This window comes from Microcoleus sp. T3_B1 (assembly GCF_036700445.1).
GTDB lineage: Bacteria > Cyanobacteriota > Cyanobacteriia > Cyanobacteriales > Microcoleaceae > Microcoleus.
On sequence record NZ_JAUBOX010000004.1, the window covers coordinates 81,800 to 99,946 of the forward strand.

Annotated in this window: 20 protein-coding genes and 1 pseudogene; 10 read left to right on the forward strand and 11 right to left on the reverse strand. The window is 47.2% G+C overall.

Annotated elements, in window-relative coordinates; all coding sequences use genetic code 11:
• Positions 1–585: 585 nt before the first annotated feature.
• From iscB to grxC, 6 genes are all read right to left on the reverse strand, one after another.
• Positions 586–1,890: an RNA-guided endonuclease IscB gene (gene iscB / locus QT990_RS03845; RefSeq protein ID WP_333309231.1), complete on the reverse strand. Its 1,305-nt coding sequence runs from the start codon at positions 1,888–1,890 to the stop codon at positions 586–588.
• A 389-nt stretch (positions 1,891–2,279) separates the two neighbouring features.
• The gene (locus QT990_RS03850) at positions 2,280–2,861 is read right to left on the reverse strand and encodes a hypothetical protein (protein WP_333464957.1); all 582 of its coding nucleotides are present in this window, start codon (positions 2,859–2,861) and stop codon (positions 2,280–2,282) included.
• A gap of 167 nt (positions 2,862–3,028) precedes the next feature.
• Positions 3,029–4,843, reverse strand: a complete 1,815-nt coding sequence (locus tag QT990_RS03855; protein WP_333464958.1) for a CHAT domain-containing protein — start codon at positions 4,841–4,843, stop codon at positions 3,029–3,031.
• Positions 4,844–5,318: 475 nt separating this feature from the next.
• Complete coding sequence (locus tag QT990_RS03860) at positions 5,319–6,458, reverse strand: Gfo/Idh/MocA family oxidoreductase (protein ID WP_333408337.1); 1,140 nt, start codon at positions 6,456–6,458, stop codon at positions 5,319–5,321.
• Between the two features lie 276 nt (positions 6,459–6,734).
• Positions 6,735–7,721: a glutathione synthase gene (gene gshB / locus QT990_RS03865; protein ID WP_333408336.1), complete on the reverse strand. Its 987-nt coding sequence runs from the start codon at positions 7,719–7,721 to the stop codon at positions 6,735–6,737.
• A gap of 67 nt (positions 7,722–7,788) precedes the next feature.
• Positions 7,789–8,052, reverse strand: a complete 264-nt coding sequence (gene grxC / locus QT990_RS03870; protein ID WP_333106127.1) for a glutaredoxin 3 — start codon at positions 8,050–8,052, stop codon at positions 7,789–7,791.
• A 484-nt stretch (positions 8,053–8,536) separates the two neighbouring features.
• Here grxC and QT990_RS03875 point away from each other — a divergent pair, with 484 nt between their 5' ends.
• Complete coding sequence (locus tag QT990_RS03875; RefSeq protein WP_333141248.1) at positions 8,537–8,776, forward strand: hypothetical protein; 240 nt, start codon at positions 8,537–8,539, stop codon at positions 8,774–8,776.
• A gap of 599 nt (positions 8,777–9,375) precedes the next feature.
• Here the strand turns inward: QT990_RS03875 and hflX are convergent.
• Positions 9,376–10,968 carry a GTPase HflX gene (gene hflX / locus QT990_RS03880; protein WP_333141246.1) on the reverse strand — a complete coding sequence of 531 codons (1,593 nt, stop codon included), beginning with the start codon at positions 10,966–10,968 and terminating at the stop codon, positions 9,376–9,378.
• Between the two features lie 49 nt (positions 10,969–11,017).
• On the opposite strand from hflX, the gene QT990_RS03885 reads away from it, so the two are divergent.
• From QT990_RS03885 to QT990_RS03895, 3 genes are all read left to right on the forward strand, one after another.
• Positions 11,018–11,143 (forward strand): hypothetical protein, encoded by a 126-nt coding sequence (locus QT990_RS03885; RefSeq protein ID WP_263053573.1) that lies wholly within the window; start codon positions 11,018–11,020, stop codon positions 11,141–11,143.
• A 402-nt stretch (positions 11,144–11,545) separates the two neighbouring features.
• Positions 11,546–11,758 carry a chlorophyll a/b-binding protein gene (locus tag QT990_RS03890; RefSeq protein WP_333041855.1) on the forward strand — a complete coding sequence of 71 codons (213 nt, stop codon included), beginning with the start codon at positions 11,546–11,548 and terminating at the stop codon, positions 11,756–11,758.
• A gap of 298 nt (positions 11,759–12,056) precedes the next feature.
• Positions 12,057–12,335 (forward strand): Photosystem I reaction center subunit PsaK, encoded by a 279-nt coding sequence (locus QT990_RS03895; RefSeq protein WP_333408334.1) that lies wholly within the window; start codon positions 12,057–12,059, stop codon positions 12,333–12,335.
• A gap of 151 nt (positions 12,336–12,486) precedes the next feature.
• On the opposite strand, the gene QT990_RS03900 is transcribed toward QT990_RS03895, so the two are convergent.
• The 4 genes from QT990_RS03900 to QT990_RS03915 all read right to left on the reverse strand — a co-directional run bounded on the left by QT990_RS03900 (position 12,487) and on the right by QT990_RS03915 (position 15,645).
• On the reverse strand, positions 12,487–13,044 hold the full coding sequence (locus tag QT990_RS03900) for a DUF1349 domain-containing protein (RefSeq protein WP_333141241.1): 558 nt from the start codon (positions 13,042–13,044) through the stop codon (positions 12,487–12,489).
• A complete protein-coding gene (locus QT990_RS03905) occupies positions 13,044–14,249 on the reverse strand; it encodes a transposase (RefSeq protein ID WP_333141239.1) in 1,206 nt (401 codons plus the stop codon). The genes QT990_RS03900 and QT990_RS03905 overlap by 1 nt, the downstream gene beginning before the upstream one ends.
• 133 nt (positions 14,250–14,382) lie before the next feature.
• Positions 14,383–15,153: a CPBP family intramembrane glutamic endopeptidase gene (locus QT990_RS03910; RefSeq protein WP_333141237.1), complete on the reverse strand. Its 771-nt coding sequence runs from the start codon at positions 15,151–15,153 to the stop codon at positions 14,383–14,385.
• A gap of 366 nt (positions 15,154–15,519) precedes the next feature.
• The gene (locus QT990_RS03915) at positions 15,520–15,645 is read right to left on the reverse strand and encodes a hypothetical protein (RefSeq protein WP_333141235.1); all 126 of its coding nucleotides are present in this window, start codon (positions 15,643–15,645) and stop codon (positions 15,520–15,522) included.
• 243 nt (positions 15,646–15,888) lie between these two features.
• On the opposite strand from QT990_RS03915, the gene QT990_RS03920 reads away from it, so the two are divergent.
• The 6 genes and pseudogenes from QT990_RS03920 to QT990_RS03945 all read left to right on the forward strand — a co-directional run bounded on the left by QT990_RS03920 (position 15,889) and on the right by QT990_RS03945 (position 18,142).
• Positions 15,889–16,098: a DUF433 domain-containing protein gene (locus tag QT990_RS03920; RefSeq protein WP_333141231.1), complete on the forward strand. Its 210-nt coding sequence runs from the start codon at positions 15,889–15,891 to the stop codon at positions 16,096–16,098.
• Positions 16,088–16,288: a DUF2283 domain-containing protein gene (locus tag QT990_RS03925; protein ID WP_333141229.1), complete on the forward strand. Its 201-nt coding sequence runs from the start codon at positions 16,088–16,090 to the stop codon at positions 16,286–16,288. The genes QT990_RS03920 and QT990_RS03925 overlap by 11 nt, the downstream gene beginning before the upstream one ends.
• Positions 16,289–16,382: 94 nt before the next feature.
• Positions 16,383–16,619, forward strand: a pseudogene (locus QT990_RS03930) (DUF433 domain-containing protein).
• Positions 16,620–16,749: 130 nt separating this feature from the next.
• A complete protein-coding gene (locus QT990_RS03935) occupies positions 16,750–17,202 on the forward strand; it encodes a nuclear transport factor 2 family protein (RefSeq protein WP_333464976.1) in 453 nt (150 codons plus the stop codon).
• Between the two features lie 104 nt (positions 17,203–17,306).
• A complete protein-coding gene (arr, locus tag QT990_RS03940) occupies positions 17,307–17,735 on the forward strand; it encodes an NAD(+)--rifampin ADP-ribosyltransferase (RefSeq protein ID WP_333141227.1) in 429 nt (142 codons plus the stop codon).
• A 200-nt stretch (positions 17,736–17,935) separates the two neighbouring features.
• Positions 17,936–18,142, forward strand: a complete 207-nt coding sequence (locus QT990_RS03945) for a hypothetical protein (RefSeq protein ID WP_333310390.1) — start codon at positions 17,936–17,938, stop codon at positions 18,140–18,142.
• The last annotated feature ends 5 nt before the right edge of the window (positions 18,143–18,147 follow it).

Here is an 18,147-nt window from a genome sequence, read left to right on the forward strand (position 1 = left end):
CACTTTTTAATTCAGTTGAAAATTCCGACACACCCCAATTACTATTTTTACATTTTTTAACATTCTGACCCTTGTATGATAATTCATCTTGCTTGCTGTTGCCAAACTGCTTAGCGAGTCCAAACCTGGCCAAATATAGCAGAAGGAAGAAGGAAGAAGGCTTTAGTTACCGAGGAGAGAAGTCAATCGATTTTAGATTTTAGATTTTAGATTAAAGAATTGAAGCATTGACCCCCCGGATAAATTGGGGGGCTTGTATCCTGGATGCTTTCGGTCAGAAGCAATATTCGGCAAGGATTTCAGCAATGTCCGTAACAGGCTTTCCGGCCTGTTCCATAATAAAAAATATTTCTTGGGGGCCGTTTCTGCGACGCCGCCCATAAAAATCTTACTAAAAATTCTGCCACATCTCAGTCATAAACGTCGGGCGCGCTTGCTATAGTTCAAAAAAAATTACACCAGTTCTCAATCTTGGTGAGGTATGCCCACGGAGGCCTATGCCCACGGAGGCCTATGCCCGCTTATCAAGCGTGCACCTCATGTTACAGAGAAAGGCTATATCTTGTCTAATTACTAGAAACGCCTTTATTGGAGTAAAGCGGAGTTGATTGACGCATATTGATAGCCATCTTGTTTGTGCAAGAATTTGACGTTGCTCAGATCTTTTGTACTTAGTCGAAAATTACCGATCTTGATCTCAACACCTTTATCTGTTGGAGTCTTGACCCGTCCAACGTAAAGTCCTGATTGGAATCGCTTGCGGTCTTCTAGAAGCTGAATGGCAACAATATCACCAGTCCTACAATGAGTAAAAGACTGTCTAGGCTTGGCACAAGGAAAACCGTATTTATCGTTTCTAGTGGACTGTCGATTCCCTTGTCCTGTTGATTTAATCAGCAAGGGCTGTAAGGCGAGCATCTCCAAGGAATCAATCTGACCCACACAAGCCGCATCTAACCAGTGAGTTTTAGGCAGGCTAAGTCGAGTGCGGTTGTACTTGGTCAGACCACCCGAACCCTCCGAGACAGGAATACCCGTTTCTTTGAGTCGGTTGAACAATGCCCATCGGGTTGAGTTGACCGCAGCCGCGTCTTTTAAGGGGCGCTTTGCTTGAGCTAGAACCGATCGCAGAACATCTGGCTTTTTGGCTAAGAAAACGCGGGTCTCCTGAGTCCCTTTTTTGAGATTGCATTTCTCGCAAGCCAGGCACAGATTGGAGAGCCGATTTGTGCCACCTTTTGCTTTGGGCTGGATGTGTTCGACTTGCAATGGTGTGTCAGTCACGTCGCAGTAAGCGCATTTCCTGTTCCATTTATTCAATAAATACTCGCGGATTTCGTACCCACATAAAATGCCTTGCTGATACTGAATGCCTGAGATTTCTGGGTTTTCAAGTTGTTGTAAATCAAATCTGACAAGCTCCTGAACGATCTCACTGATGGGTGCAAATTTGATTAATTTATTCACCCATGTCAAAGTAGTTTCTACGCGATGCTGCCAACTTGGAGGCAACCAACCTGAAGGGCGGGTGCGATTGAGAAACCGTGCTTGCCGATAGCGAGTGTGACGATAACGCCTCCCCCGACGTAGAGAACGACGGGATTCTAAAGATGCTTTGATGGCTTGACCGCGATGAGTCAACTCAGCACCAAAGATTACTTTGTCGTTTTGAACAAGAGCAATCCCTGTGGTTTTAGAACCGGGGTCTAGTTTAATTGTGACGGGTTTAGGAATATCTGCAACCTCTTTTTTGAGAATGATGCTGAACGGATATTTTCTAAAAACAGATGCTCTACCCATCGATAATAAACGTCTCGCCATAGAAGGCTTACACGGTGTAAGCGGTTTCTTTTTAGCATCAATTACAAAAACGAAATTGGGTTTCAACATTTTGGCGTTGTTTCCTAAAAGTAAAGTTTGCTTCAACCCTGTTATCTTCTCGGTACTATGCAGATTGCACTTCCTCTAACCAATCTCGGATGTTTAACAATCTACTTACAGAGCTTGGAACTAGCGAATCCCAAGGTGTGAACTTAAACGCTTAGAGATAACGATTACTCGCTTTGAGTGGTCTGGAGTAGCTGCAATACCTCGGATTACGCCGAAATACTACGGATTGGTGCTACTCTACAAATCAAATAGGATTGCTATATCAAACTATAGCAATCCCTAGGATTTAGCAATTAGATGAATTTGACATCTAACTAAAGGTAGATAAATTTTATATTAATTTAAAAAAATTACCGCGCTCGCAGCACAAAAACAAAGCCATCAAAAAACTAATCAGCAATTTCTAATTGCGAGATTGCATAGCGGGCGACAGCCAAACTAACTCTGGCTTGTTCTATTTCCGACAATTGGGCCCAAGGTCTTTTAGTTGCCATGACCAATTCCCCCCCCTCCGAATCAACATCTCGCATCGCATAAGCCAAAGGACGTGCCAACACCTGCAAATCTTCCTCAGCCCACTGAGGCAAAATCTCTAAGACGCACTCTACCATTTGGTCAGCTAAAGATTGACACTTAACAGTTGCGTTTTGTACGCTTTGAGCGATGCTGGCCAGAAAATCTTGAGGCACGCGAGCAAATTTCTCGCGCAAAGACTTTTGCAGAGCAGTCGTCAGCCAAACTTGTTCTAATTGCGAGAATAAAACTTGCGACTTCAGGGCAATATCGCTGTCGCTGAATGAATCAGATAGCGCAAATTCCTGCTCTAGGGCAGTTAAATAAGATTCGGATTCAAGCTGTGCAGGATTCCAGGGGTAAGCAACATCAGTCTGAACAATTGTGGCGAGAAGTTCCATCTGGGCCTGAGTTTGAGAATCGCGAAAATATTCAGAATCAGCAGATTGGGTAGCCATGATGTAATACCTAAGTGGGAGAAGGAAAAGACAGAAGGGGGGACTGTGCCAAGAGCTCGTTGCGAGCTATCAGTGGTGAGTAACTCTTTTAAATTGAGACTGGACACTCAACGCCCAGAACTTTGCTGTGCCAGTAGCCGCTTGTCTTCATTAGCTACACCCGCACCTTAATTCGTTCCGCAATCCGTCTCACTGTACCCCGAAGTTTTAGGAACCTCAATAGTGAACTCAAAAATCTGACCTTGAGAACTGCCAAATTTTAGCTGAGTCCCGCTGCGTAGCAGCAATTCTTGGTGGTGAACTCTCTGCCATCCCTCAGATCCCAAAACTAGAGTCCCGTAGCGAGAAAAATCGCGCAGGAAGTAGCTAGGTTCTTCCCGGCTATCTCCGATAGTGTTTCGGCAGAAAATCTCGGCGTGTTTTTGAGAAACCCACTGTTCTCGAATCACTACGTCGTTTTCTTCCCAGCGTCCGACTCGAACCATACCTGCGCGAATCGGCCAAACCTGATTGCTCGATTCGGTGGATTTGGCATTTGGTCGATCGCGCCCCCGCAAATAAGCACAAGACGGCAACCGTCCCAGCCAAGTAGAAGAATTTAAAGGCAACTCAGTTTTTAGGTCATCTACCGGCTCAGTTAGCTGACCGTCAAACTCAGGGTGCATATACAGCACAGGCAGCGTCCAAGCCGGTTGATTGAACTTGTAGAGCGTCAGTAACTGCTGTCTGGCGACGGCGACTGCCCGATCGATCGACATCCGACCGGCCAAAGCTTGGGCAAAAGTTTGGATAAAACTCAGGGCCTCGCGATCGGCGATCGAGTCCCGCATCCCCAACACCGCCGGCACCCCGTGATGGATCAGTACCTCAGCCAAACTGCTGCGGGCGATCGCCTGTTGCTGGCCGTTAGTTGAGTGCAGCCTCTCCACCGCCGGCTGAGCTCCCCAGCAGGCATTAAACACCGCCAGCGTCACGCGGCACCGAACTAAAACCTGAGCCAGTTCAGTGCCATTAATCGCGGTTTCCGGCCCCAAAAACAGCAAACCGCCGTCGGGGCCCGGTATCCCGTGGCCGGCGTAGAACAGAATGTTGTAAGCTTGCGTTTCCAGCCGAGAAATTAGTTCCGCCGCAGTAGGTTCGATCAGAGTATCGACGCGACTCGGAACGCTGATGTCAGAATATTTGCCGTTGTCGTCGGTTTGAAAAGCGCTTTCGAGAACCCCAGCTAGGGCGAGTGCTTCTGCTTCCAACTGCAAATGACGGTTATTGCTGCTGGAAAATTGAGAATTAGCACCGCGGCCGGGTTCTGCTTGTCCCAAAACTAGCAAAATGTTGAGCGACTCTGCAGGATGCAGGGGTGGCAAAGGTTCAACATTGCTGGTAGTGCGACTGAAAAGCAGTTGCTGCGACAAAGAAATTGCCGGTTGACCGGCTTGAGGCTGCATAATTTCCCAAGGCAAAGCAATTAAATACGGTTCGCGCAAGTCTACGCGCACTCGCAGGGGTAGATTTTGCCCGATCGCAATACCTTTACTTTCCTGGAGACTACCCTGAATCGGCCCTTCAAACAGCCACTGCCAAAGATTAATCCCCAAATGCTGCATCAGGCGACTGCTGTAGCTTGCCGGTGGCCGAGGCGGATGCTGATCCCCCTTGTCGCCCCACCCCTGTTGACCGAGGTGGAGCGGCACAGAGGGCGTCGGTGTTCGTTGTTCAGTTTCTGCCAGTATATTCTGGTTGTTTTCTGGCGAGACGAAACTGCCATCAGGATTTAGGGGCAATTCGTGAATTGTCCCGGAGGGCGAAAACATTTCCTGCCAAGCTTTCCATGATTGGGAGAGGGTATCGGGCCACATACAGTCGTGGTGAACGTACCCGCTAGGATAGGGAGCTTGTAGAACCCAAGTGGCAAAATGGTTTGCCCCAGCGGTTCTCAGGCGAGCGATCGCTATACTGAGGCAAGGACTTTCAGGGCGCGCCATTCACAAAAAAGCTCGGTAAGTGGGAAGCTCAGAGACTTTAGTCCTGAGAGGAAAACGACCCGGCGATTTCAATCGCTTTGAATCCCCTTGCGGGGTAGAGGGGTATGGTTGCCCCTCTGGTGAGGTATGGTTGCCTCGATCTCCCTTGCGGGGTAATGTTAGCTTCGCCAATGTTATAGAGGCTTGTTAGGCTGGCAGCACTGCCTCAGTGACTTTAAGGCTGTTTAACTACTAGCGACAGAGCAAGGGACTAGCTTCGCATCCCAGGGTGTCGTGACCTAAATAACGTAGCCAGTTAAGGCTTAGGCTGGTCAGTACAGCTTGCTCGATCGCTCTTACAAGCTCAGTGGCTTTAGCCCTGAGTTACTGACAACTACCGACTCTGGATATAGGGTGGGATTGAGTTTCTCTATTTGTAGTTTATCGGGTTTGGGGTGCGATCGAGTGCGTGAGATTGCTTTGGCAGTTTTTACTTTTACTTAGTGCCCAAAAATTTATCTATACTCGGTAAATCTACCCAAGTTCCCGTAGCATTCGACTCCTGGGTCAAATCCATCAACAACTGCGAGTAAACCCCTTCTCTGAGGGAGGGTATCAAGGATTTACCGGCATCTATTGCTTCAACCCACCTATCTACTACTCGAATAAACGGTGCAATTCTCCCGTCTGGATAAACTTGAGGAAACTCCAATCTTTGAGGAATTTTGATTTCAGCTAAAGGTTCTCCACCTTGGGAACCCCACAAGCGAAATCCGTGGACGTAATCTTGCTGGTTGTCGCTTCCTAACACCAACGTACCCTTACTCCCGTATATTTCCACCCAGTGTCCCCGCCCTTGATAAGTAACAGAACTCAAACAAACTTGACAAGGCGTTCCCCCGGCTAATTCCAACATCAACGTGCAAGAATCATCTGCATCAACTAATTTTAAATTTCCCGAATCATTCGGATCTGGCCGCCGCGAAATTCCTGTAATTAATTGCCCAGAAAGCCTTTGGGGCGGGCCGAACAGCCAGCTAATATAATCAAAAACGTGAGAACCTGTCGCGCCCAGAACTCCGCCGCCTCGCTCTTTCTGCGCGTACCAATTCCAGGGGCGACTGGCATCAGCGCGGCTCGACACCAGCCAATCAATCTTAATTAAACGCTTTTCTCCCACATATTCTGCTGCCAATAATTCTGCTAGCATTTGCCATGCGGGGATGAAGCGAAACTCAAAGTCCATTGTGGCAATTGCTCTCGAACCACCATTTTTAAGCTCGGTTTGAGATTCGTTGTTTGCCAATCGGTAAAGTTCCCTGGCTTCATTTGCTGTCAGGGCTGTGGGTTTTTCTAATAATAAATGCTTGCCTGCTTCCAAGACGGTTTTTGCCATTTCAAAATGCAAAAACGGCGGTGTGGAAATGCTGACGCCCGCCACTTCTGGGATGGCTACTATATCGGCGATCGAGTCGCAAGCGTAGGGGATATTGTGGGTAGAGGCGAGATCCTTTGCTTTGTCTAAATTCCGGTGGTAAACAGCCACAACCTCTGTCCGGTGATGGGCCTGGAATCCGGGAAGGTGTACTTTTTGACCGAAACCGGTACCGACTACTGCAACGCCAATTTTTGACATAATTTAATATTGGGGAATAGGGAATGGGGCATTGGGCATTGGGCATCGGGCATTGGGCATTGGGCATTAGTAGCAACTATAGCGGTTCTCAAAAAAGTGAGGTATGGGGGCGAGTCCTATGCCTATGCCCTATGCCCTATGCCCTATGCCCGCGAGAGCACCTCATGTTAATGAGAAAGGCTATAACAAATAACTAATGACTTCAACATCCGCCTGACGCTCGATAATTAATCCGTGTATCCGTGTCCTAATCTGTGTCGTGCTTTCCTTCTTCCCTCATCCTTCTTCCTTCTTCCTTCTTCCTTCTTCCTTCTCCACCCATTCAATTACTTGTTTGCCCAAACTAACCCCCTCAAACAAGTCAATTTCTCTGATCCCTGTAGGGCTGGTGACATTAACTTCTGTGAGATAACCGCCAATGATATCAATGCCGACAAAGTACAGTCCGTCCCGTTGCAGCACGGGTTCTAACTGAGCGCAAATTTGCAGTTCGCGATCGGTAATTTCGGTTTTTGCGACTCGGCCGCCGACGGCCATGTTGCCTCGAAATTCATTGCCGGTGGGAATACGGTTGATAGCACCGATGGGCTTGCCATCCAACAGTATAATTCGCTTGTCTCCCTCTTTTGCTTCCGGCAGATAAGTCTGAACCATCACTGGAATTTGACCTTGTTGAGTGCTAATTTCGACCAGGGAGTTGAGATTGCGATCGTCGGCTTCCAAAAACAAAATCCCCTCGCCAGCTTTGCCGCCCAAGGGTTTAAGAACTGCCGCTCCTTTTTTCTCAACAAATTGCCGAATTACCTGCTTGTTTTGAGAAACAATTGTTTCGGGTATCGCTCCCTCAAATTGCAAAGCATACATCTTTTCATTCGCCGCCCGCAATCCTTTGGGACTGTTAACTACCAAAGTTTTAGCCGGATCGATGCCATCTAGAAGGTAAGTAGCGTAGAGGTAAGGAATGTTGACTGGGGGGTCTGTCCGCATAAATACTGCGTCCATTGCTTCCAGAGGCTGCAAAGTAGGATGTTCTACCTGGTACCAAGCCTCAGCCGCCTCCCAGCGTCCCTCTACCACTTTTACTGGGGTGAGGGCTACCCGACTGAGCATTGCCCAGGTTTTGCCGCCGATGACGCTTAGTTCGTTGGCTTGAGTCGCCCACACTTCGTGACCCAACTCTTGAGCTGCCTCCATCAGCGCTACGCTGGTATCGTGTCCTGGAATTAGTCGCGCGAGGGGATCGATGATGAATGCAAATTTCATTGTCACTTAAAATTAAGAATTGGTCGCAGGAAAATTTGGGCTAACGGAAAATTCGACAGTGAACGCCTCATTTTGCTGCTAGCAGGGGGTCTAGCTGGCCTAGAGCATCTAGTTTGTGCATTTCGTCGCAGCCACCTATGTGTTGGTCGTTAATGAATATTTGTGGCAGGGTGCGGCCTCCGTTGGCTCGATCGCTCATTTGAGCTCGTGCCGCTTCATCTCCGTCGATCGCGTACTCTGTAAAATCAACCCCTTTTCGTTTCAGCAGTGCTTTGGCACGAATGCAAAACGGGCAGGTTCTCCAAGTGTAAATTTCTACTTTAGGGGTCATGGGACGCTCAAGCAATAACAATATTTTTTAATTGTAATCTTAACCATAGTGCGGAATGTTTTTAGTTCCTAGGCTGAAACCCTCGATTTTTCGTTGGTAGCAAACTTGCCTAGGACCCTTGAAACCCTTATTCTACGGTAGGCTATCAAAAACTCTGCGAAGGATTAATCTTAACCAATCTTATTTTAATTTTTATATTTTAATTTTTATTATATATAGCAACCTTATCTGTTGCACCGGAGGTTATTCATTGCTGAAATCCTTGCCGGGAAGTGCATTTGCCTTCTTCCTTATTTTTACCCTGACTGAAGTCGCTATAGCTTTCTTCCTTCAACATCCGGCTCTATTTGCAGCGCACAAGCTAGGTGTCAAGTTATTTTTTATATAAATTTAAGTAAACAAATACTCACGCTAAAAAAAACGGAGACTTTTTGAAGGCAAACAGGTTGGCCATCAGCCTGCCTAGCGCTGCGGACCAACCTGCTTGTTTCGCTTTCTGCACGAACAGATCATTCCTGCACCTGTCAGTAGGACTGCGATCGCAGTACCCGGTTCAGGAATAGCAGTTGATGATGCGTTTCTCAAAGGTGTGCTGTATATTTGGGACAAACTCGGCTGGGTCGCCTGCGGGGTGGGTGCCGTTGGTGTTGATGTCTGCCCGGAGGGTGTTGATGCCCGGCTGGGGGGTGTTGATGCCCGGCTGGGGAGACAGGCACTAGAATAATTTCCAGGCCCACACACATTTGCTTGTGCTGAAGCCGGAGGGGCAGCAGCTAGATAGTAAAACGCTGTTGCCATTGTGGCAGAGAGTCCAATTGCTAGTTTTGCCAGTGGCGTACACATAACTATTTAGTTAAACAGTGGTAAAATCGAAAAATAGAAATAGTCCTAGAGATGAGCGCTGTACGACGGGCAAGGATTTTAGAGTTCTTACAATAAATGGATGTATTCTCTGGCCGACGTCTGTAAAAGATAGTATAGCGCTTGAGGTGAGTGCCAAAACACTTTAATAATAATATTATTCTCTTTTACTTTGACATCGCGTACCCTGGTTTGCACAGGTAGGTGGCACAGAGTGAAGCAACCTCTTTTGGCAACATCTGAACCAACAGCCCTTACAGCCATTAACAAAGAGTCTTTTTACCTTGACCGCGGCCCCCGGAAAATATTTATTTAACCGATCGCAAAATAGAGCTGCTGTATTGTACTTTGCCATGCACAATCTGACTACTCTTTTATCATCTCATAGTCCGACTAGATCTGTCCTCAGTATATGTACGTATATTCCCCCATGTCAACTATTCAAAAGGAGTATTTAAGTATTTACCGAGGGTAGAGGGCGTATTGAATGAGCTGAGCTAATCGGTCGCGGAGAGTTTCCATCCCCAAACCTTTGGCCGCCGAAATAAATACTGCTTGAGGAAATTCTTCTCGCGCGAGGGCGAGAGTCTCTCCATCCACGGCATCAATTTTGTTAAAAACTACAAGGGCTGGCCCGGGAGTTACGGGCATATCTGTCAAAATATTCATCACCGATCGAATTTGGCTCTGCCACGCGGGATGGGAGAGATCGACGAGGTGCAGCAAAGCATCGGCGTCAGTGACTTCTTCGAGGGTAGCCCGGAAAGCGTCGATCAAGGCGGGAGGCAGTTCGCGAATAAAGCCCACTGTATCTGTGAGGACGATCGACAGGGGTTCCCCGGTGACGCCGGGAATGGTTAACCGTCGAGTTGTGGGGTCGAGGGTGGCAAATAACTGGTCGGCGGCATAGACTTCGGAATTTGTGAGCAGGTTGAGCAGAGTAGATTTACCGGCGTTGGTGTAGCCAACGATCGCCACTGAGGGTACCTCGTGATGATGCCGATTCTGCCGCAGCCGAAAGCGGTGCGCCAGCAGTTGATTTACTTCTTGCTGCAATCGAGAAATGCGTTTGGCGATCGTCCGCCGTTCGGTTTCTAGCTTGGTTTCCCCAGGGCCTCTGGTACCGATGCCGCCACCCTGTCTCGACATTGCCTGACCGCGACCTCTGAGCCGGGGCAGGGCATACTCTAGCTGAGCGAGTTCGACTTGCAATTTACCCTCGCTCGATCGAGCTCTTTGGGCAAAGATGTCGAGAATTACCTCTGTTCGATCGACTACGCGGATACCTATCTGAGTTTCCAAGTTCCGTATTTGTGCGGGGGACAGGTCGCGATCGAATACAACGAGGTTAGCGCTAACCGTCTGAGCTGTGAGGGAAATTTCCTGAACTTTGCCTTCGCCGACGACTGTCTGCGGATTGGGGCGCGATCGTTTTTGGCGCACTGTTTGCAGTACCTGACCCCCGGCGCTTTCAACCAGCCGCGTGATTTCTGCCAGCCCGTCTTCAAACTCCAACTGAGTCATGTGCTGAGTCATTACACCTACCAACAGCACTTTGTCTTGGTCGGCATCGACCTCCCCCGCGACAAACTCTGCTTCAAACTCTGCTTCGAGTCCTTCCACCAAATCCAGAAAGTCTTGGTCGGCGAGTTCGTCCAAATTCAACGGTTCTGATATTTTCCAGGGAAAGTGTGGACTTTTGATTAGTGACTTTTGAATTGAAGGCTCTTCTATTTCATCAGTTGCATCTGGTTCTAACTGAGCGCTCAAAACAGAGAACTCAAAATTTGGCTGATCTCCCTGGGGTATTAGGTGAGCGAGATAAGCTTCTTGGATGTAACCAGTGGCACCGCCGCCGCGGCGCTGAAATCCTCCCCCCGTCAGTGTCAGCCAAACCAGGGCATCCAGGCGCTGAATTGCCATTGCTGTGAGGGCTGCTTCGCTTGGGGTTTCTGGCTTTAGGTGGGTGGCGATGCAGCGAATGCCGCTGAGGCGACCTCCCCCGTAGCGGGGCAATTCTAAGGGCGCAATCTGCGTTTGGCGGGGTGTACCCACGCCGACGCGAATTACTTGTCCGCGGCGGTTGATGTAGGTGCAGATTGGTTTGTCTATTTCCGTGCTGATGGCGGCGACGCGCTGGGCGAATTCTGCAGTGGTGATGCGATCGCCCGGTAGTCGCTGGTGGTACAGCTTTTCGAGTTGCTTGAGCTGGCTGGACTTTAAACCTTGAAGATTGCCGTAGATGGTTTCGATAACTGTTTCTCCCGATCGATCTATTTATCTCCTATTTTAATTAACTCAAGGACGATGTGTTCGGGTTTTAAGCTGAAATTTACTAAATTTTCTTGCCTCTAGCAGATCACGGATTCAGTATAGTCGAGTCACCAGCGCCGTTGTTTGCCGCTACGGGGCGATCGGGCTTTTCACAGCAGCCATCTCAACTTGCAGTTGTATTTAGTATCTACAGATACAGGCGATCGCTGAAAAATCTCGCGTAACAAAACTTAACACTTTATTTCTTGTTTCAAAATCCTCCTTTAGACTTGTGTGTATCTTGAGCCTAGAGACAGATAGCAAAGCAGAAATTAGGTCGCTACCATGAGAAGCGAACATTGTTAAGGAATGTAAAAACATGGAAACTCGTCCTACTAACCTGCCTCCTACGGCTAATGCTTACAACGGCAAAGATCGGAATGCCTTTTTGTTTGGCTTCAACCCGCAAGCAGAACTTTGGAACGGTCGCTTAGCGATGATCGGTTTCTTAGCTTATTTGCTCTGGGATGCTGCTGGATATAGCGTTCTGCGCGACATTCTCCACTTTCTGCCTACCTACATTGCTCAGTAATGACGAGCAGTCTATCCTGTCTGGCAGCGTGAGAAAATGCCACCACTGCCAGACAGGCTAAAAGTTACAAATGGCAGCGAGTATGGTTTTGTCCCTTTGTATCTTTCGTTACTTTTGAATGGCATTAAAAGACTTCTTGCCGTGATTCGATGATTATGGGTGGGGGCGCTGTCGCTGGCGCGGTGAATATTAATAGCAACAGATATTTATTGCGTAAAGGCGATCGCCCCTGCTGTATTTTTGGCAAGAAATCTCATCGAGCATTTCTGATAATTTATGAAAAATAGGAGCATCAACGATGATTAACTCAAATTTACTGGCAGTAGTAGCATCGACTGTAACTGACACAGCATCAGGAGATTGGCAAAAGCCTGTGGTGATGTTTGTTTGCAATATCTTAGCATTGCTAGTTCTCAGCCGCCGAATTTGGTATCCCCACGTCGGGCCGAAAATGCCTTTGCCATTCCCGTCTTTGTTCAACAATGTTAGCGTACCGGCATTTTTGGCTTGCATGAGCGCAGGTCATTTGCTGGGAGTATTCACGATTTTGTCGCTGAGTACCGGCAAGGCTATCTAGTAGCAATTGAGATCCTTTTGTGGCGATTTCTTGCTGCAATTGGTTTGTTAAAAGGCGGACAAAAAATGGCTGGGGTAAGTGAAAAGCACTCACCCCTAATTTTAATTTTATATATGGAGTGGCGCCGAAATCGTTTTTTTTACCATCCACATTAGATCAGCTTACTATGCTTAAACCCTTCAAATTCCACTGCAAAGCCTTCACCTTGGGGAGCCGCACACATTAACCCAACTTGAACGATTGGTGACTCAGTTAAATAGGCCAGTCGCATCATTGAATAGTCTGACCCATTCAACGAGTATTGCACTTCCACCGTTTCAGCTCGGCGCTTTACCCGCAGCCACAGGGAAACAGGCGGCACTTCAAGCGGCATAACAGACCAATCGGAATAGTCTCGTGTCACAACCGCACTCACGTTTTGGACTCCCTCAACAAACTCAATGCCGCACTTGAGCCAGATATTTTCGCTCTCTCGAATCATCAATCCTGCTTGATCGTAGAGCGATCGATAGCAACCAGTAATTTTGACTTCGGCTGTAAAGTCGCCTGATACTTGACGGTAGTAAAAGTTGCCGTTATCGCGAATAAATCCGTAATGAGTTTGCCGCCAAAAGTCAGTCTTTGGGCCGGCGGTAATGTGGATAACATCGTTATCCTCATGCCATTTTGACATCCTCACGCCCGCTAAAGCGACGGTGATTCCAAACATCACTGTTTGGGCTTCCTCTTTCTGCGACCCGACTTACTTGAAGGAGTTTCCTCACTCAAACAGAGGTCGATGTCTCCAGAGGCATTATAGGTTCCCGTGTGCCCCACGGTACGCAATCCCAGTTCTAATATATTTCGCGCAGCATTCCAATCGCGGTCTAAAACAAATCCACAATGCGGACAAATATGTGTTCTTTGACTTAGCGATTTCTTCACAACCTTTTCGCAATTAGAACAATTTTGGCTAGTGTAGTGCGGTGCGACGGCAACAGTAGCTACTCCCAACACTTTGCCAAAATATTCAATCCAATTCCTAAAAGCTGTCCAAGCGGCATCAGATATAGACTTGGACAGCTTTTTGTTTTTGACCATGTTACGCACCGACAAGTCTTCGTAGGCTACCAAGTCGTTGGACTGGACTACGCACCTTGCTAATTTCACAGCAAAGTCTTTACGCCGCCTACTTACCTTGAGGTGTTTTCTGCTTAATCGATTCCGCGCCTTAGCTCTGTTCTTAGAACCTTTCTGGGTTCTCGAAAGTCGGCGATTAAGCTTTTTGAGTGACCGCTCAGACTTTCTTAAATGACGCGGGTTCTCGACGGTATTACCATCCGAGTCAGTGTAGAAATGGGTCAATCCTACGTCTAAACCAATGGTTCGTCCCGTAGGCTCTCGCTGTTCATTCCGTTCAGCATCAATACAGAATTGCACGTAGTACCCGTCGGCTCGACGCACTACGCGCACTCGTTTGATTTGACTTCGCTGGTAGAAATGCAAGTCGCGAGTTCCCCACAACTTAAATCTTCCTGCTTTGAAGCCGTCGCTAAAGTTTATGCTTCTGAGATCTTCTGAAAGCTTCCATCCACAGGTTTTGTATTCAACAGAATCGCGGGTTTCATGCTTTTTGAAACGTGGAAATCCTTTCTTTCCCGGTTTTGCCTTTTTGCAGTTGTCGTAGAAACGAGCAATTGATGACCAAGCTCTCTCTGCGGAAGCTTGCCTTGCCATTGAGTTGAGCTTGGCAGCCCAAGGGAATTCTTTGGCAAGCACCGCACAGTAGGCACTCAAGTCGTATCGATTCACACCCTTCGTATCTATCCAGTACCTGATGCAGCTATTACGAATAAAGCGAGCAGTACGAATGGCTTCGTCTAGCCTCTGGTACTGCTCGCTCTTTCCTTCTAGCTTGGCTTCAAATACTAACATTTACGTCTTGGAACTGGATATAAAACACTCTATCACAGTTCTGGGGAAATTAAAGCCGTCCTAAAAGGACGGGGCTTTAGACCCCTTTTCTTGGTAAAGGTTCGTTGTACCATTGCATTGTTTGCATCTCCTGCTAACTTCCTCCAATTCCGTGCAGTACCAAATCAGCCAAAAAATGAGATAACATTGCGTATTCTAATCCCCAACGCCAGTAAAGAAAACCAAAGGGAATTCCTAAGAGGGCATTGAGTGTAATGGTGCGGAGAATGACGATCGGGGTTAATGCCCAGACATTCGCAGCCGCAGGCAAATGACCCACACCAAACAATATTGCAGCCGCCACAATTGCCAGCCAAAAAATCAATGTAGAGGGTTGCAGTTTGTCTCGCTCAAAAATCTTCCAAAGTAGCCACGCAATCAATGTCATACCGAACAGTCGCAGCAAGAGTTCTTCGGTGATGCCTCCGTAGAAGGAAGCTAATATGCGTTTCCAGAGGTCAATCTTTAACGCAGTTGTTGAAGCCATTGGCGGCATCCAAGGTTCAAACCCTAAACTCAATCCTATCAGGACGATTCCACCGATGCAGCCTACAATTAGCGCCGTGTTAAGGGCAGATTTAGATATTGGCGCGAAAGGCTGTCGATATACCAAAGCACGAGCTATGGGCGTATCAAGTCCGATCGAGTTACCGAGGCGAAGCCCAATCCAACAAAAGAGAATTAGAAAAATTCCGGTTTGCAGGGCGGAGGCGATCGCCAAAACAGGTAGCGGTGCAGGCAATTGACTTACTGCCGGATTGAGAGACAGCGCATAAGGAAACACCGCCAAGCTTCCCAAACTACCCAGAAACGCCCAGAACAATGCCAATCGGAAGTAATGATTTTTTGCAGTGTTAGCAGACATAATTTTTGAGAAAAAAACGAATCAATTACACTAAATCAGTCTTGAATATTTGAAACATTAAAGCTCGATCGCATTTATGCAACTTGTCTCAGACCGAATATAGCCTCGGCTAAGGTGCTAAAAAAGCTGGGAATGACGCAGGAAGGTAGCCAAAAACAGCGTGTTTTTCACCGAGGGCAGTTTGAAGAGCTCGAACTTTACAGTTTAGTTAAGGATCACAAGTGTTGAGTCTTGTTACCCAACTTTACTTCATTGCCGATATTCCTCCTACACCCCCTAAATTTATCCGGTAAAAATCAGTTTCTCTTTCCCAGTTTGAGGGTAGTGCTTATCTAGTAGATTTTTCGGTGGGCGATGTATTATTTATTATCTTAGCATTTCATATTTACCAAAGTTGCTGTGCAAAGCTTCAAGACGCTTGGCTTCTGCTGCTTGATGGAGCAAATCAGTTTCAATTTCTTGGGTGTTGGCATGATAGTAGGTGAGTGCCACGTAGACTTGGGCAAGGGTGAGATGAGAAATGCGATCGCAAATCTCTTGAGCATTCTATCCTCGCTTGTACCAGGTTACGATGCGGACGGTAACGCCTTTACCGACGATGTGGGGACATCCATCATGCAGTCGGGGAGGGCGTGTAATGAGCGTACCAATGTCAATAGATACTGCTGTGGTCATAAATTTTATAATTTTAACTATGCTGATAATAGATGAAAACCCTATAGAGGCGCACTGGCTATGAACTGGAAAGCACACATTCACTCAAATCCTAAAATTCTGCTTGGCAAGCCTGTAATTAAGGGGACACGAATATCAGTGGAGTTCGTTCTAGGGTTATTTTCAGAAGGTTGGACGCAGCAACAAGTTCTAGAAAACTACCCAACGCTTAATGCTGAATCTCTACAAGCTGTGTTTGCTTTCGCGGCGGAGAATCCCAATGAAAGTTAAATACGATGCAGAAGCAGACATTCAGATTTTTATCTTACGTGATGCGTTTCCAGCCAATGCTATTTCTGAACTTGGAGGCGTGATTGTCAGTTATGACGAAAGTGACGAACCAGTTAGCATCGAATTTCTCAATGCCTCCAAACGTAAACTGTTTAATGCTCAAGAGCTCATACTAACCATCGCAACTTAGTTGATGCGCTTTAGCGAGATGGCATCGCAGAATTATATCGCGGTGTGAGTTTGGGGCGATAAATGAAGTAAGCTATAGACAAAGGTTTCAAACAATGCCAGCATCCGTTGCTTATCTGTTTGACAGAATCACAGTGAACCCAAGACAATGTGGCGATCGTCCCTGCATCCGGGGAATGCGGATTCGAGTCATCGATATCCTAGAGTTGCTAGCTGCTGGTTTGAGTTTTTAGCAAATTCTCGAAGAATTGCCAGACTTGGAACTTGAGGATCTCAAAGCTGCGCTTCTGTATGCAGTCCGCAAACTCGACCATCCCGTTTTAGCTGCATGAAAATTTGGTTGAATTCTCGTCTATCGTCAGCCCTTGCTGTGTGGATTACTGCTACTTTTGGTGAAATAGACTAGCGATCGGCGGTATTTTTCTATTGTATTGGGTATGATACCGCAACTGCGATCCAATTATAAGTTATGCTTCTTTCAACTACGCCCCTTGGAGATCGAACGATGATAACCTCTGGTACACGCCCGACTCTGAAGTCCTCGCCGTACTTGAAGAGTGGGCTGCTGCTACGAGGCAGAACCGAAAGGATGACATCCTGAAAAACTACGTCGCGAACTTGGTGATTTTCGATGTATTGCCGTCTATGAATTACGAAAGTGCAGAGTCCTATAGACGCAGTTGGGAAGAGTGGCAGCCAGAAACGCAGGGAGAGGCGATATTCAATCTTGAGAATCTGACGATTACTGCGGGCAGCGATATTGCATTCGCTCATGGGTTCATTCGCGGAGGCGGGACGTTGCTCGACGGTAGAGCCTTCCAAGACTTAGTCCGCGCGACGTTCTGTCTGATGAAGGTGAATGGTTCATGGGTTGTCCAGCACCAGCACGTGTCAAAGCCCTACGAACACTCCTGAGCGCAGGGTGCAAACAGCCGCATAACGTTAGTGGTCATTGTAATGGGCAACCCAGTAAACAAAGAAAACAATCATAGATAACTTGCACGATGAGGAAAGAAAGCATGAACAAATCAAATGAACCTAATGCAACTCCTTTTTCTCAGACGTTCTTCCATGGAACAAAGGCTGATCTAAAGATTGGGGACTTAATCGAAGTTGGTTTTAATTCAAATTTTGGACAAAGAAAAAAGTCTAAATATATTTTCTTGACAGCAACCTTGGATGCCGCTGTTTGGGGTGCTGAACTTTCCTTTGGCGAAGGGAGTGAAAGAATTTATTTAGTAGAACCAACAGGACCCATTGAAGACGATCCTGATTTGACTGACAGAAAATTCCCAGGTAACCCAACAAAATCTTATCGTTCATTACATCCATTTAAGGTTGTAGGTGAGGTTACAGTTTGGCAAGGACATTCATCAGAGCAAGTCAAAATAATGAAAGACGGATTAGCTAAGCTTAAAGAACAAGGAATTGATTCATTAAATGACTAACAAAGCATTGCAGCACCGCTCCGGCGCTTCGCGCCTACGCTCGACAGTTTGTAAACCGCCATTTTATGGTTTTGCTTCGCAAAAGTTTTCCACACAATTTCGTCTTACGAACTGCGGCTGAACTAAACGTTAGACTGCTAAATCTGAGTTGGGTAGTGGCTTGAATATATCTATCAAATTCCAACTGACAGGTGAATGCCATGCAAGCCAAACTTCAAGAACGACTTTCTCTTGCTGATGCCGAAGTCATTTTGAGACGCTTGCCAGAACGAATTCAAGCGCATCCGATCGCGCGTGCTGCGGAAATTGAATATCCGATCGCAGTTGCGATCGCCATTTCGATCGCCAATTTTATCGACACAGAAGCATTAGGTTTCGTAGATTGCAAACCAGGGCGCGGGCAGTAAAACCG